The organism is Thermotomaculum hydrothermale, assembly GCF_016592575.1.
In the GTDB taxonomy this organism is placed as follows: Bacteria; Acidobacteriota; Holophagae; order Thermotomaculales; family Thermotomaculaceae; genus Thermotomaculum; species Thermotomaculum hydrothermale.
In genome coordinates this window covers 1622501-1637645 of the sequence record NZ_AP017470.1, presented here as the reverse complement: position 1 = coordinate 1637645, position 15145 = coordinate 1622501, and the positions used below count along the sequence as shown (strand labels likewise).

At 34.2% G+C, this 15145-nt stretch carries 14 protein-coding genes (1 of these 14 only partly in view); 8 read left to right on the top strand and 6 right to left on the bottom strand.

The features are described from left to right. Positions 1 to 45 precede the first annotated feature (45 nt). The 4 genes from TTHT_RS07545 to TTHT_RS07530 all read left to right on the top strand — a co-directional run bounded on the left by TTHT_RS07545 (position 46) and on the right by TTHT_RS07530 (position 4514). Positions 46 to 1335 (top strand): transcription antitermination factor NusB, encoded by a 1290-nt coding sequence (locus TTHT_RS07545; RefSeq protein WP_201327362.1) that lies wholly within the window; start codon positions 46 to 48, stop codon positions 1333 to 1335. A gap of 1 nt (position 1336) precedes the next feature. Next, positions 1337 to 2527, top strand: coding sequence for a (Fe-S)-binding protein (locus TTHT_RS07540; RefSeq protein ID WP_201327361.1), 1191 nt, complete (start codon positions 1337 to 1339; stop codon positions 2525 to 2527). Positions 2528 to 2661: 134 nt separating this feature from the next. After that, complete coding sequence (locus TTHT_RS07535; protein ID WP_201327360.1) at positions 2662 to 4194, top strand: protein-disulfide reductase DsbD family protein; 1533 nt, start codon at positions 2662 to 2664, stop codon at positions 4192 to 4194. Continuing rightward, positions 4191 to 4514 carry a thioredoxin family protein gene (locus TTHT_RS07530; RefSeq protein WP_201327359.1) on the top strand — a complete coding sequence of 108 codons (324 nt, stop codon included), beginning with the start codon at positions 4191 to 4193 and terminating at the stop codon, positions 4512 to 4514. Before TTHT_RS07535 ends, TTHT_RS07530 begins: the two co-directional genes overlap by 4 nt. A 51-nt stretch (positions 4515 to 4565) precedes the next feature. Here TTHT_RS07530 and TTHT_RS07525 read toward each other — a convergent pair whose 3' ends face one another. The 6 genes from TTHT_RS07525 to TTHT_RS07500 all read right to left on the bottom strand — a co-directional run bounded on the left by TTHT_RS07525 (position 4566) and on the right by TTHT_RS07500 (position 10826). Continuing rightward, positions 4566 to 4742 (bottom strand): DUF362 domain-containing protein, encoded by a 177-nt coding sequence (locus tag TTHT_RS07525; protein ID WP_201327358.1) that lies wholly within the window; start codon positions 4740 to 4742, stop codon positions 4566 to 4568. Positions 4743 to 4828: 86 nt separating this feature from the next. Continuing rightward, positions 4829 to 5083 (bottom strand): hypothetical protein, encoded by a 255-nt coding sequence (locus TTHT_RS07520; RefSeq protein ID WP_201327357.1) that lies wholly within the window; start codon positions 5081 to 5083, stop codon positions 4829 to 4831. Positions 5084 to 5105: 22 nt separating this feature from the next. Next, positions 5106 to 6044 carry a tetratricopeptide repeat protein gene (locus TTHT_RS07515; RefSeq protein WP_201327356.1) on the bottom strand — a complete coding sequence of 313 codons (939 nt, stop codon included), beginning with the start codon at positions 6042 to 6044 and terminating at the stop codon, positions 5106 to 5108. Between the two features lie 246 nt (positions 6045 to 6290). Further along, on the bottom strand, positions 6291 to 8942 hold the full coding sequence (gene polA, locus TTHT_RS07510; protein WP_201327355.1) for a DNA polymerase I: 2652 nt from the start codon (positions 8940 to 8942) through the stop codon (positions 6291 to 6293). Between the two features lie 10 nt (positions 8943 to 8952). Further along, positions 8953 to 9453, bottom strand: coding sequence for a flavin reductase (locus TTHT_RS07505; RefSeq protein ID WP_408033913.1), 501 nt, complete (start codon positions 9451 to 9453; stop codon positions 8953 to 8955). Further along, the gene (locus TTHT_RS07500; RefSeq protein WP_201327353.1) at positions 9453 to 10826 is read right to left on the bottom strand and encodes an FAD-binding oxidoreductase; all 1374 of its coding nucleotides are present in this window, start codon (positions 10824 to 10826) and stop codon (positions 9453 to 9455) included. The genes TTHT_RS07505 and TTHT_RS07500 overlap by 1 nt, the downstream gene beginning before the upstream one ends. Before the next feature lie 288 nt (positions 10827 to 11114). Between TTHT_RS07500 and TTHT_RS07495 the strand changes: the two genes are divergently transcribed. The 4 genes from TTHT_RS07495 to TTHT_RS07480 all read left to right on the top strand — a co-directional run. Then, positions 11115 to 11579, top strand: coding sequence for a hypothetical protein (locus TTHT_RS07495; protein ID WP_201327352.1), 465 nt, complete (start codon positions 11115 to 11117; stop codon positions 11577 to 11579). A 27-nt stretch (positions 11580 to 11606) separates the two neighbouring features. Then, complete coding sequence (locus TTHT_RS07490; protein ID WP_201327351.1) at positions 11607 to 12710, top strand: DUF2202 domain-containing protein; 1104 nt, start codon at positions 11607 to 11609, stop codon at positions 12708 to 12710. A gap of 86 nt (positions 12711 to 12796) precedes the next feature. Then, positions 12797 to 13735 (top strand): DUF4405 domain-containing protein, encoded by a 939-nt coding sequence (locus TTHT_RS07485; protein ID WP_201327350.1) that lies wholly within the window; start codon positions 12797 to 12799, stop codon positions 13733 to 13735. Between the two features lie 16 nt (positions 13736 to 13751). Beyond that, positions 13752 to 15145, top strand: the 5' portion of a protein-coding gene (locus tag TTHT_RS07480) for a sensor histidine kinase (RefSeq protein ID WP_201327349.1). The gene runs 496 nt beyond the window's last position; the window shows 1394 of its 1890 coding nt (coding positions 1–1394); the start codon lies at positions 13752 to 13754; its stop codon lies beyond the right edge, outside the window.

Genomic DNA, 15145 nt, shown 5'->3' with positions numbered 1-15145 from the left:
CCTTTGTTTTGTGTTAAAATCAACTTGTTTTTTGAAGGAGTGATTATGAATGTAAGAGAAACAGCATTTGCCATTTTAAAGAAAATTTATATAGAGAAAAAACTTGCAACAGAGGTTTATCCATCTTTTTTAGAAAAGCTTGAAGATGAAAGGGATAAAAGGCTTACCCTTGAAATAGTTTACGGGGTAAACAGGTTTAAGGGAAGGCTTGAATATGTGTTGTCTAAGTTTGCAAACAAAAATAGAACCGAAGCCGATATATGGCTTTTAATGCTAACAGGCGTTTACCAATTGCTTTTTTTAACGAGGACTCCTGCTTATGCTGTAATCCATCAAACTGTTGAGGTTGCAAAAAAGATAAATCCTAAGGTTTCAGGTTTTGTTAACGCTGTTTTAAAAAGTGTGTCAAGGAGTAAAAACAGTATCTCTTTTCCCTCAAAGGAAAATTTAAGCGATTACATTCAATACACCCTGTCATTCCCTCTTTTTTTAGGAATGAAATGGGTTGCAGACTATGGAGAGGAAAAGGCTTTAAAAATAATGAAATCTTTAAACCTAAAAAAGCCTGTTGTTTTCCGCTGTTTTAAAGATGTTTCACCGTTGAAAAAAGACTATATTGTCCACAAAACCCCTTATATTGAAGGTTCGTATCACGGCAATATCCCTGTTTTTATGATAAGGGCTGCCGAGTGCTATATAATGAATGAGGCTTCCCAGCTTGCCCCTGAACTTTTGAGAAATTTTAAGGGGCGCTTTGCATTGGATGCCGCATCTTCACCAGGGGGAAAGGGTTTTCTTCTTAAATCCTTTGGAAACTTTGATGAGGTTGTTTTCAACGATGTTAGTGTGGATAGGCTTGAAAAAATACTGGAAAACTCAAGGGAATTGCTTTTAAATGTTTCAGCAATTACAATGTCTGACTTTACAAAACCTGCTTTTAAGGAAAACTCTGTTGATGCTGTTATTTTAGATGCACCCTGCTCAGGCACAGGTACAATATCAGGCCATCCTGAAATAAAGTGGATAAGAACCCCGCAAAATCTAAAATCCAAAACTTCAGTGCAGAAAAAAATGCTTAAAAATGCCTTTGATGTTGTAAAAAAGGGCGGTGTTGTAGTTTACTCGGTATGTTCAATGGAAAAGGAAGAAGGAGAGGCAATTGTCTCTGACTTTGTGTCATCAGTTGAAAACGCAAAGATTTTTGAGCCGTTTGAGTATTCTACTGAAAATATAAGGAGATCTTTTTCAAAATTTTACAAAGAGGGATTGGGATTGAGAATTTTGCCGGATAAATTCCTTGACGGATTTTTTGTTGCTGCAATTAGAAAGGAATAAAATGTCCCGTAACTATATAAAACAACAATTGGATTTGTGTGTAAAATGCGGGAATTGTCGCTATAACTGCCCTGTTTTTCAAACAACCCTTGATGAAGGCGGGGTTGCAAGGGGTAAAATAAGCCTATTGCAATTGCTGTTAAAAGAGGATGAAAAATTTTCAGAAGAAACACTTTACTATCTTGACTCCTGCGTTGTTTGTGGAAGTTGTCAGTGTATTTGCCCGAGGGATGTTGATTATTTAAGTATTATTGAATTTGCAAGGGCAAAGGCTGTTAAAGACAATCAAATTTCAAGGCTTAAAAAGGCTTTTCTCTCATTTTTAAAATCAAACAAAAACCTTAAACTTGCCTCTTTTGCAAAAAACCTTTTTTCAAGAAAAAGCGGGCTTGTTTTTAAATTGCCGAAAATAGAGAGGCATTTTCCTTTGCCTGAAAAGCCCCTTGATAAAAAGGTTTTGCAATACAACAAGCCAGAGGGAGAAAAAAAGTTTGATGTTTTGTTTTTTCCCGGTTGTGCAACAAGGTTTATTTTTTCTGATACAGGAATGAAACTTATAAAAGTGCTGAATAAATCAGGTGTTGGGGTTTATTTTGAAGAGAGTTTAAAGTGCTGCGGTTTCCCCCATTTAACAGCAGGGGATAAGGATACATTTGAAGAGTTAAAAAGTTTTAATTTAAAGATATTTGAAAAGTATAAAGAAAAAGTTAAATACATTGTTTCAGGGTGTGCCACCTGTGGCTCAAATTTATCAAGAAATTACGAGTTGCCGATTGAATTTATTGACATAAACCCTTTGCTTTTTGATGTTTTAAACTATAAGCCACAGAAAAAACTGGATATTGACACATATTTCCATCATCCATGCCATTTAATGAAGCATCAGGGGGTGAAAAATCAACCTGAAAAACTGCTTGATTCTGTTTCAAACAGGAAAAAGCTTGAGGGGGAAGACTTTTGCTGCGGTTTTGGTGGGAGTTTTTCAATATTTGAGGCAGAAAAATCAAAGAAAATTGGAGATAAAAAGATTGATTTGATAAAAAAGTCAATAAATGGCAATATTGATAAGAGTGTTGTTGTTACATCGTGTCCGGGGTGCATAATGCAGTTAAACGATTCGTTAAAACGAAACAATTTACCTATAAAAACCGTTCACATAATAGACCTTATTTATAGCGAGATGGAGGAATAATATGAAAAAAATTAGTTTTATTTACCTTTTTAATTTTAACAACATTGTCTTTTGCCCAGTTTTTACCGCAAGGTTTACCTAATAATGTACCTTCCTTTGACCCTAAAACAGATATTAAAGTAAGTGTTGAGGGATTGCCTGCAAAAACAAAAACAGGTGAACCTGTATTGTTTAACCTGATAATTGATGTGCCTCACGGTTACCACATAACAAAAGAGTTTTTAACTGTTAAGTTTAAAAACGATACCTTTAAAATAGACAAAATGCTAACTCCAGAAGGTAAAAAGACAAGTTTAGGGGAAATTGTTGGCGGTAAAGTTAATGTTACTATAAACGGTAAGTTTGTGAAAACTGTGAAAAACCCTGTTATTGAGGTGGGATATCAGGCCTGCACCGAGGGGGAAAATGCAATGTGCTTTCCCCCTGTGACACAGGAGATTAAGACAGGGGTAAAGGTTGAAAAGGGGAAACTTACCCTTGACCAGAGGGTTGCAGGGGCGCTTGACTCAAGCGTTATGCTTGCCCTCATTTTAATCTTTATAGGCGGAATTCTTGCTTCCTTTACCCCCTGCGTTTACCCTGTAATACCTTTGACAATGGCCTATGTTGGCGCAAAGAGTGAGGGGAACAAATTAAAGGGATTTATAATATCAATTGCACTTGTTTTAGGGATTGCAACAACTTATTCAATTTTAGGGATAATATCTGCAACAACAGGAAGTGCCTTTGGCTCATTTACCCAATCTCCAATATTTATTGTTTTTCTTGGTTTTATTTTTATTGCAATGGGATTAAGCATGTTTGGATACTATGACATACAATTGCCATACACCTGGAATACAAAGCTTCAGCCTAAAAAGAAGGGTTTAATAGGGGCATTTTTAATGGGAATGGCAACAGGAATACTTGCCGCCCCCTGCGTTGGCCCAATAATTGTTGTTCTTTTAACCTGGGTTGCAAAGACAGGATCTCTTGTTAAGGGCTTTGTTTATCTATTTGATTTTGCCCTTGGAATGGGTGTTTTGTTTGTACTCATTGGAACATTTTCAGGGGTGCTCGCCTCCCTTCCCAAAGCTGGAGGCTGGATGGAAAAAGTTAAATACATTTTCGGCATACTCTTCATAGTTGCAGCTTTACTTTTTACAAAGCCTATTTTAGGAAAATACTTCTATCTCTTTGCCGTTTTGTTTTTCCTTCCGGCGTTAATTGCAATGTTTTATCATAAGGCAGTTTCTAAAAAGACAGGGCTTATACTTTTAATTTTAATAACAATTCCACTTATAGGGGTTAACTTTTTAACAGCAAAGAAGGAAAGCGGCATAACCTCAAACTATGCAACTCACATATCAAAGGCAATTGAAAAGGCAAAAAGCGAGAATAAAATCGTGGTAATAGACTTTTTTACAGACTGGTGCTCTGCCTGTGAGGAGCTTGAAAAATACACCTGGAGTAATGATGATGTAGAAAATTACCTTGATAAAAATGCAGTGTTTCTAAAACTGAATATGACTGCAAAAACAAAGGAATCACAGGAGATTTTAAAGAAGTATAATGTTATTGGCTATCCCACCGTTATTTTTATTAACGGAGATGGTAAAGAGTTAAAAAGGTTTTTTGGCTTTGTTAAGCCTGAAAAATTCTTAAAAACTGCAGAGGGTTTAAAATGAAAGTAAAAGAATTAAATGATGAAAGTTTCTTTGAGACTATTAAAAATTCAGAAAAGTTAGTAATTGTTGACTGCTATTCACCTAAGTGTGCACCCTGTAAGGTGTTAGAGCCTATTATGGAGAAGTTTGCTGACGAATTTCCTGATGCCCAGTTTTACAGGATTGATGTTGTTGAAAATTACAAAGTGATGAAAGAGTTTGGCATTTTTTCTGTTCCCTGCATACTCTTTTTTAAAAACGGCCAGCTTCAGAGCGAAGTGATTGGATTATACCCTGAGGAAACACTAAGGCTAAAGATTAAGGCGATGCTTGAAGCATAAAAAAAAGCGGGGATATTTCCCCGCTTTAATTTTTTGTTATGGTTATAGAAATTATTCTTCAGGTTCGTGAATAGCCCCGGTTGGGCAAACCTCAACGCAAGAACCGCAGTCTGTGCAAAGATCAGGATCAATTACATACTTGTCTTCACCCTCTGAAATTGCTTCAACAGGGCATTCTGCTGCACACGCACCGCATGAGATGCATTCGTCATCAATCCAGTGTGCCATATCAAAACCTCCTTTAAAAATTCTTCCTAAATATAGTAAAAAAAAAGTCCCATGTCAAAACTAATATATGCTATTTTTAAAAAAAATTAAACAGAAAGTTCAATAAGTTTAGCATCTACTCCTGAAAGCAGATTTAGTTTTCGAACCAATTCCTCGTGCTTTTCTTTTTCCCCAACAAGTTCAAGGAAAATAAGGCCATTGTCTGTGCATTTTTCTAATGTTCCAGGGTGAATTCCCAACCTTGTTTTAATTAAGCACCCCCATTCGGTTAAAATCTTTTGAACTGTAATTGCGTTTTTCTTTCTGTTGTCAATTAAAATAAGGCAAAGCCTGACAACCATAAAACCCTCCTGCTTAATTTTGTTATTTGTCAAGTTGATTTTCTAATTGATAGGCATAATTACTTTTTAATGTTTGCAGAATAGATAATTCTTGTTTTGCTTTATTATATTGTTTTAATTTGATGTAAATGGAACCTAAAATAAAATGTGCTTCTTGGTCATAAGGTTTTTCTTTCAAATATTTTTTAAAATTTGTGATTGCATTATTATATTTATTTAAAGCATAAAAAATTTCCCCTAATTGATAATAAACTCCTATTTCCTTTGGATTTTTATTTAATATGTAATTACATTCTTTAATTGCACTTTTATATTGTTTTAACTCGGTGTAAATTTTTGCTAGAATAAAATGTAATTGGTTATTATTAGGGATTTTTTTTATAGCTTTTTTGCAAATTTGTAGTGCAGTATCATATTGTTTTAAATATGAGTATAAGATGCAGAGAAGACTATATGCTTCAGCATTTTTAGGATCTAATTGGATGGCTTTATTTAGGTATTTAATTGATTTATCAAATTGATTATTTCTCGCATAAATTATTGATAGAGAACAGTAAGGTTCTGAAAAATTTGGATTAATTTCAATTACTTTTTTGAATTCTTTTTCGGCTTTTTTGTTATTTTTCCTTTTTAAAAATATCTTTCCTAGTTTATTATGAGCGGTTATATTATCTGGTTCCAATTTTATGACTTTTTTGTAATATTCTATTGATTTGTCTAACAAATTTATTTCATAGAAAACGTTTCCTAACTCCAGATAGGCTTCAACACATTTTGGATAAAAATTAATGGCTTTTTTATATTTTATAATTGCATCTTTATATTTGTGATTTTTGGCGTAAAAATTTCCTTTTTGCAAATAGAAATTTGCTATATATGGTTTACATATATAATTATAAAAAAGAAAAATTAGAATTAATATTAAAAATCCACCAAAAATTTTTTTAGCGATATTTTTCATTTTCAACTCCTTTTTTGAAAATTCTATTACTAATCTATTCTCATTTTACAGTATTGATTTTAATATCGTCAAATCCTATACTTGCCTCTAATTTTCTTGATGTTTAATAATTTTTTATAAGTTTGTTACGAGTTAGTATAATTTAACTCGATTTTATAAATTGAAATTCTAAGACTATGGTGAAATATTATCTGATGAAAAATAACACTATTCGAATTTTTTTGTAAAATTCTGAAAGATTCTTTTCTACTTTGCTTCAGCCCAATTGTTTCCAATTGATATGTTGACAGTTAAAGGCACGGTTAAATCTGCGGCATTTTCCATCTCTTCTTTTACTATTTTTGAAATTTTTTCTATGTTCTCTTCTTTTACTTCAAAAATCAATTCATCGTGTACCTGCATAATAAGTTTTGCACTTTCTTTTAAATCCCTTAATCTTTTATCAAGGTTTATCATTGCAATTTTTATTATGTCTGCGGCAGTTCCCTGAATTACCGTGTTTATTGCAATTCTTTCCCCGTGTTGCCTTATGTTAAAGTTGTTTGATTTAAATTCAGGCACATACCTTATCCTTCCAAACATTGTTTTTACAAACCCTTCCTTTTTTGCGTTTTCAATTGTGTTTTCTATAAATTCTTTAACTGAAGGCATTTTTTCAAAGTAAGACTGAATAAAATCCTTTGCCTCTTTGGGAGTTATTCCCAATTCCTGCGATAGTGAGTACTCCTTTTTCCCGTAAATTATTCCAAAGTTTATTGCCTTTGCCTTTGCCCTTAACTCAGAGGTAACCTTGTCTGCGCTAACCCCGAATAGTTGAGATGCTGTTTCGCTATGGATATCAGCACCCTTTTTGAAAGCCTCTATAAGTGTTTTATCACCAGAAAGGTGGGCTAATACCCTTAACTCAATCTGGGAATAGTCTGCTGAAATAAGTTTATAACCTTCTGGTGCAATAAATGCTTCCCTTATTCTTTTCCCCTCTTCTGTTCTTGCAGGGATGTTTTGAAGGTTGGGGTTTGATGAAGAAAGCCTGCCTGTTGCAGTTACAGTCTGATTGTAACTTGTGTGAATCCTTCCTGTTTTAGGGTGAATCAGCTTGGGAAGTGCATCAACATAGGTTGATTTAAGCTTTCCAAATTTTCTGTAATCAACTATAAGCCTTGCAATTTTGAAATCATTTGCAAGCTGTTCTAATATTTCGTGGCTTGTTGAGTATGATTTGGTTTTTTTAGTCTTTTTCAAAACAGGAAGCTGAAGTTTTTCAAAAAGCACCTCTCCTAACTGCTTTGGAGAGTTTATGTTAAACTGACAGCCTGCCTCTTCAAATATTTCCATTTCAAGCTTTTTAAGTTTTTCCTCAAACTCTTTTGACAATTTTTCAAGAAAATCTCTATCAACAAGCACTCCGTTTAATTCCATTTCAGCAAGAATTTTAACAAGTGGCATTTCAATATTTTTATACAAATCCTCCATATTTAACTCTTTAACCTTGTTTTTTAAAAGGTTTGTAAGTTGAAGTGCAACATCCGAGTCTTCGGAGGAGTATTTGTAAACCTTTTCAGCAGGCAAATCGCAAAACGAGAGTTTTTTATCCTCTGTTAACTCTTTGTATTTTATTGTGGTGTAATCAAGGTAATCCCTTGCAGCATCGTCTAAATTGTGTTGTCTCAGGTTTGAGTTTAAAAGGTAAGAGAGAATCATTGAATCGTCTTCAATCCCCTTAACCTCAATTCCGTGTCCCTTTAAGACCTGGTAATCATACTTTAAATTGTGTCCGCATTTTTTTATTTTTTCGTTTTCTAAAACAGGTTTTAAAAGAGAAATAACAGTTTGTGTTGGTAAAATCTCTTTGTTTTCTGAAATCAGGGGGATATAGTATCCTTTGTTTTTTTCAAAAGAGAAGGAAATTCCTGCAAGTTTTGGCGATACAATATCAAGGTTGCAGGTTTCTGTGTCAAAGGCAACAAACTTTTGCTTTTGAAGTATTTTTATAAACTCTTTTAGTTTTTCTATTGTATCTATTAAAACATATTCTTTCTCTTCTTCTTTGTGAGCTGTTTTGCCTTCCAATTCCAATTCTTTTATTAATGAATTAAACTTTAATTCCCTGAAAATTGAATAAAGCTTCTCAAAATCAGGCTGTTTTACCCTAAAACTTTCAATATCAATGTTTAAATTCCTGTGTATATCAAGTTCTACTAATTTTTTTGAAAGAAAAACATTTTCTCTGCTTTTTTCAAGTTTTTCTTTTGTCTTCCCCTTTACAAGGTAAAGGTTGTTGTAAAGCCTGTCCAGGCTTCCAAACTCTTTTATGAGTTTTTTTGCAGTCTTTTCGCCAATTCCTTTTGCCCCCGGGATATTGTCTGATGCATCGCCCATTAAAGCAAGAACATCAGCAACCTGATCTGGGGACACTCCAAAGAATTCTTCAATTCCCTTTGAATCATAAATTTTGTAATCTTTTTTAGGGTCTAAAATAAAAACATTGTCGTTTACCAGTTGAAACAAATCCTTGTCGCTTGAAACTATGTAAACCTTGAAGCCCTCTTGAGAGGCTTTGTAAGATAGGGTTGCAATTAAATCGTCAGCCTCAAGCCCCTCAATTTCAAGCCTTTCTATATTAAATGCATCAACAATTTCCTTAATTTTAGGTATTTGCATTGCCAAATCTTCCGGCATTTTCTTCCTTGTTGCTTTGTAATCTTCAAACATCTCATGCCTGAATGTTGGTTTTCCAGTATCAAAAACACAGACAGCGTATTCAGGATTGTAATCTTTAAAAAGTTTAATTAAAATCCTTGTAAATCCGTAAATTGCATTGTTGTCAATATTCCTTATTGCATAGTAACTTCTGAAAATGTGTGCGTAAGCGTCAATAATGTAAAAACTCTTTTCCATTCTTTTCCCCTTATTTTGTTAACACCTTTATTATTTCTCCAAAATACATTCTATGGTAATCCTTTTTTGGATAAAACTTTTCAATAGATTTATCTAAAAAATTTGAATTGTCAAGGTCTCCAAAATAGAGCTTTTTGCAAGAAAATACAAGTTTAGCCTCTTTAAAGTATGTAAAGTCTCCGTCAAAAACAGGGGTGAGCCCTGATTCTTTTACCTTGTCTCTGTCTCTTCCAGAGACAGTGCCTAATAAGGTAAGTGCCTCTTTGTGCTTTTCTTCAAAAAAGCATAGGGTAAATTCATTGTATTTTTCTGAAAATTGATATGTGTACCTTGTTGGCCTTATAAATGTGGCAGCGACATTTCTCTCCCAGATGTATCCTAAAAATCCCCAGCTTGCTGTCATTGTGTTGAAGTTGTTTTCCTTTCCCGCTGTTATTAACATCCATTCCTTTCCAATTAGTGTAAATGGATTAATTTTTAAATCCTCAATTTTAACTTCTCTAAACATAATTACTCCATATCAAATATTTTTCCTGGGTTTAAAAGGTTGTCAGGGTCAAATACATTTTTTATTTCTCTAAACAACTCAATTTCCTTTTCTGAAAACTGGTATTTCATAAACTTCTTTTTTGCAATCCCTATTCCGTGTTCTCCCGAAATTGAGCCTCCCAACTCAATTACCTTTTTAAAGAGTAAATCAAGGGCAGTTTCAACCTTTTTAACGGTTTCAGTATCTTCTTTATTAAACATAAAGTTTACATGAATATTTCCATCTCCAGCATGACCAAAGCAAACAATTGTAAGGTTAAACTGTTGAATAAGGTTTTCAACATAATCAAGGAGATTTGGAATTTCACTCCTTGGTACAACAACATCTTCGTTCATCTTTGTATTTCCGTAAAGGTTGATTATAGGGGATAGGCTTCTTCTCAATTCCCATATCCTTTCATTTTCCCCTTCGTTTTTTGCTATAGCAAAGTCAATTAATCCTATTTCTTCAACTTTTTTCCTTATCCTTTCAAGCTTTTCAAAAAGTGATTTTTTTTCTCCGTCAACCTCAATTAAAACCACAGCCTCTGCCTTTTCAGGGACATCCTTCCCCGCTTTTCTTAAAGCATTCAGGGAGAATTTATCCATAAACTCAAGCTTTGACGGCTGAAATCCCTCTGCAATAATCTTTGATATTGCCTTTGCTGCATTTTTAATTGAATCAAACATAAATATACCGCTTAAAAACCCTTCAGGTTTTGGGATTAATTTAAGGTATGCCTTTGTAATAATTCCAAGAGTTCCTTCACTTCCAACAAAAAGCCCTGTCAGGTTGTATCCTGCAACATCTTTTTTTAAAGGTTTTCCTATATAAAGTTTTTCCCCATTTATCAGTATAACCTCAAGTGCAATAACCCAATCCTTTGTAACTCCGTACTTTACCGCTCTTGGCCCCCCTGCATTTTCTGCAATATTTCCCCCTATTGTACTTATCTTTAAAGAAGACGGGTCTGGAGGATAAAAGAGGTTGAATTTTTCTGCCTTTTTTTGAATTGAGTATGTGGTTGCCCCAGGTTCAACAATGGCAATCAGGTTTTCATTGTCTATTTCAATGCTGTTCATTTTGTCAAGGACAAGGGATAATCCCCCGTTGACAGCAAGTGCACCACCGGAAAAGCCACATCCTGCACCTCGTGGAATCACTGGAATTTTATACTTTGAGCAAATCTTACAGCATTGAATAACATCCTGTTCGTTTTCTGCATAGAGGACATAGTCAGGCAGAATGTTTTTATTTGTTGCATCATATGAATTTAAAACCCTCTTTTCGAAAGAGGATGAAAATTTATTTTTAAATATTTCATTCATTTCTTTTTCAAAGTTTTTATTTAACATTTTGCCTCCTGAATTAATTATAAAGCAAAACTTTGAATTTATTACGGTATCTTATTTTTCTTGTTCGTCAATTTTGTCGAATCATAGCCTTTTGTTCGGCAAAATTGCCTTTTGAATTTTTGTTGTCTTATAAATTATTATCTCTGAATTTTTTCTTTTGAAAAATTATCTTCTTATTTTTCAGATAATTAAATTCTTAAATTTAATTTTGACAATTTGTTTTTTAAGTTTGGCACCATACTGGCAATTATAAGTATGTCTTTGAAAATTTAATCAAGGGAGGGAAAAATGAAAAAGGTATTAACATTTTTGATTATTGTATCAATGCTTGTATTCGGTTCTTCGGTTATGGCAAGAGGTGGCAAAGGTAAAGGGAGAAAAAACGGTTCATGCAGGTATTCTTCACAAATAACAACAAAAACCCAGAGTTCTAAAAAGTATCACTACAAAGGGTTAAAAGGGCAGGGGCAGATGTTGAGAGATGGTTCAGGTTCAGGTGGTCAAGCCAAGCGTCAGTACAAGGGAAGCAAAGGAAAAGGCCAGAATAATAATACTTTAACTGCATCAACTACAGCTACGACAATTCAGAATTCTAACAAGTACCAGTACAAAGGCTCAAAAGGGCAGGGGAAAGGCCAGAGGCTTAAAGACGGAAGTGGAAGCGGACAGCAAAAGAAAAACCAATACAAAGGCTCAAAAGGTAAAAGAAGCAGTGGGGCTACCACCGCAACTGATTCAACAACAACATCTTAAATTAAAAAAAATTAAATGGAGGAAATTATGAAAAAGATTTTATCAATTTTAACAATTGCAATTTTATTGGCAGTTCCCGCTATGGCAGGGAACGGTAGAGGAGCCTGTGGTAATGGAGGAGGAAGTGCGTTAGGGTCAACTTATTATGATGTGAGCCAGGAAACAACAATTAATGCAACGGTAATAGGGTTTGATACTGTTTATCCTTCAAGGCTTATTGTAACGATGGAAGATTCCAGGCAGCTTGCGGTTTTTATGGCGCCGAAATGGTATCTTGCTCAACAGAATATCACCTTTACTGAGGGACAGGTTATAACAATTATAGGTGTTTTGACTACTTTTTCTGATAGCACAGATGGAATTATTGCAAGGCAGGTAATTTCAGGAGATTCTCTTTACGAGTTCAGAGATGCAAATGGAATTCCTTTATGGATATCTACAAGAGGAATGGCAGGTAGAAAAGGCAGAAGAGGCGGAAGAGGTGGTTATGGAGCAGCGGCATATGGTAATATTAGCCCTTGCGGCAATCTCGCAACAATTATTTCATCCTTGCCTGTTCAGGATTTAAATGATGTGGAAGTTGATATGCTTGAAAAAATGAGACAGGAAGAAAAGCTTGCAAGAGATGTTTACCTTACTTTGTATGAGAAGTGGGGATTGAGGATTTTTTCTAATATTGCACAAAGTGAGCAAACTCATATGGATGCCGTAAAGGTTTTATTGGATAAATATGGTTTGGAAGACCCTGCAACAAATAATGTAATCGGAGTTTTTACAGACCAGGCGTTCACGGACTTATATAACAGCCTTGTTGAAAAGGGCAGTGTGTCTCTTACTGAGGCATTGAAAGTAGGGGCTACAATTGAGGACCTTGACATTAAAGATTTGGAAGACGAGATTGCTTTAACCAACAACGAAGACATTAAAATGGTATTCCAGAACTTGATGAAAGGTTCAAGAAACCATTTGAGAAGTTTTTATAGGCTGGTTGTTGCAAATGGTGAAACATATGAACCTCAATTCATCTCTCAGGAAGAATTTGACTCAATAGTAAACTCTCCGATGGAAAGAGGAGTTGTTTTAGACGCAGATGGTAATGTTTATTCCACTTGTGGTAGGGTGAATAACTAAAATGTGACCTCCCATAAACTCTTTAGCTAATCGGGGGCTAAAACCCCCGATTTTTTTGTTATAATTTGAAAACCTAAGGAGGTAAAATGAAAAAAGGATTTAAAATAAGAAATTTTGTATCTCTATTTATTGCATGGACAGGGTTATTGTCTATAGTTTCCGGGATAGTTTTGTACTTTGCCCCCGTGGGTAGAGTGGCATATTGGATTGATTGGCGTTTTTTAGGCTTATCAAAATCCCAATGGAATGCTTTCCATACTATTACGAGTTTCTTTTTAGCTGTTTTTGTAATATGGCATTTAATATTAAACTGGAAGCCTTTTGTAAATTATATGAAGGATAAGGTAAATAACATTAATTTCACCGTGAAAGAGTTTGCCTGGTCAATTATTATTACAATTTTAATTTCCGTTTTTTCAATATATTCAATCCCACCTATCTCTTATGTTATGGATTTTGGCGATTATCTCACTCATTCATGGGAAAAAAGAGATACAGTACCGGTTATTCCGCATGCTGAACTACTAACATTGAAAGAATTTTGCGAAAAATTAAATATTCCTCTTGATAAGGCTATACAAAGGCTCCAGATTTTAAATATTAAAGGGGTGTCTCCTGATAAAACTATTAAAGAGATAGCAGAAGAAAATAATGTTGCCCCGAAAAACATAGGGGAGATGTTAAGCTATAAATTTTCGGCAAAAAGCGAATCTTCCAAATCTACTGCTAATGAAAATCAAAATATTCATCAAAATAATCAGGTTGAGGATGAATACCAGGGTAGAATGGGAAGACAACCACAAAACGGAAGTTTTGATGGAGTAAGATATATAGGAAAGATGAGTTTGAAAGACTTTTGCTATAAATTAAATATTGATATTTCAAGGGCCAAGGAATTGCTGAAGAAAAGGGGTTTTGAAGGAATTGACGAAACTAAGACCCTCAGGGATATTGCAAGGGATAACGGTTTAATCCCGAGGGAGTTAGGCGAGATGTTATATACTCTCAAAGAAAAAGATAAATAATTGAATGGAGAACAATTTGAAAAACAAGTTTGGGGCAGGTGTAAAGAAAAAAATTTCGTCGGCAATGATACTTTTGACTAATATAGGTTTATTTGTTGTGCTTGCCTACCTTGTTTTTTATGAGAGAAACGCATATTTTTCCCTGAGAAGAGAAGCTGGAAAGGCTCTTATGACTTCTGTAAGCCACAACCTTGAATACTCTCTAAGAAGCGAGAAAAAATTGAAAGAACAGTTAAGAGGAAATCTCCTTTCCCTTGCTTCTTACTTTTCTGAAGAAGCTGTTAAAAATGGAAAATTAAATTTAGAGAGGCTAATTTCCCTATCAAGAAAATTCAAAATCTATAAGCTTGTTGTTTTTGATAAAGACTGTGAAGTTAAATATGTGTCACGGGGAAGGTTTGGACGAGGTGGATTTTTAAAGGCTAACATAAAAAGTGTTTGTCAGGGGAAAGAAGACCACTATGTTATTGGTCTTAAACAGAGTTACAGGAGAATTGGGTACAGGTTCGGGTTGGCAAAAAACCTTAAAACAGGCGGAGCAATTTTATTATTGGTAGATGCAACCTATCTTAAAGAGATGTTTGACAAAATATCATTTCTCCATGTGTTGGATAATATTGCTAAATATAAAGATATAGAATTAGTAAGATTTGAAAAATTTGACCAGGTGATTTTTGAAAAATACCGTAACCAGAATATTGCTAAAAAGCTAATCTACTCTCCGGTGACAGAAAAAAATGGGGAAGTTATTCAAACAAAGGTAGTAAGCATTGGTGATACCAGGTTTTTACTTGTATCAAGTAATGTATTTCTTGATGGAGAATGGCAGGGGTGTTTAAGGTTGGGGCTCTCGTTAAGTTATCTTCAACTCCTTGATAAAGGATTTTTAGTTTTAGCATTTATTCTGTTTGTTCTTGTTGTTTTAATGGATGCTTTTTACTTCTATGCTTTAAATAAAAGTGAAAGATTATACAGAGAAAGCTCAAAATTTAACTCTGTTTTGAATCAGATTGAAGACGGAATAGTGATTAGGCAATTGGATGGAAGCGTTTTTCAAAATGATGCTGTATCCAGATTGATTGGCGATAAAAAAAATAGTGTTTTGAGTATGTCTGATGGGGTTAAAACATTTGATATAAAAGGGAAAAAGATAATGGTGGCGAAAAAAACATACCCTTTTGGAGAGGTATTTATTATCAGGGATGTAACAATAGAAGAGGCATCAAAAGAGTCAAAGGAAAGGGAAAAAAAGATATTTTCAATGGGTAAGCTTGCCTCATCCTTTGCTCACGAGGTTAGAAACCCCTTAAATACAATTTCAATGATTATTCAGCAGGTGGCATTTTCAAAAAAATTATCTGATTCAGAGAAAGATATGATCAATATTGTAAAAGGGGAGATTGAAAGGTT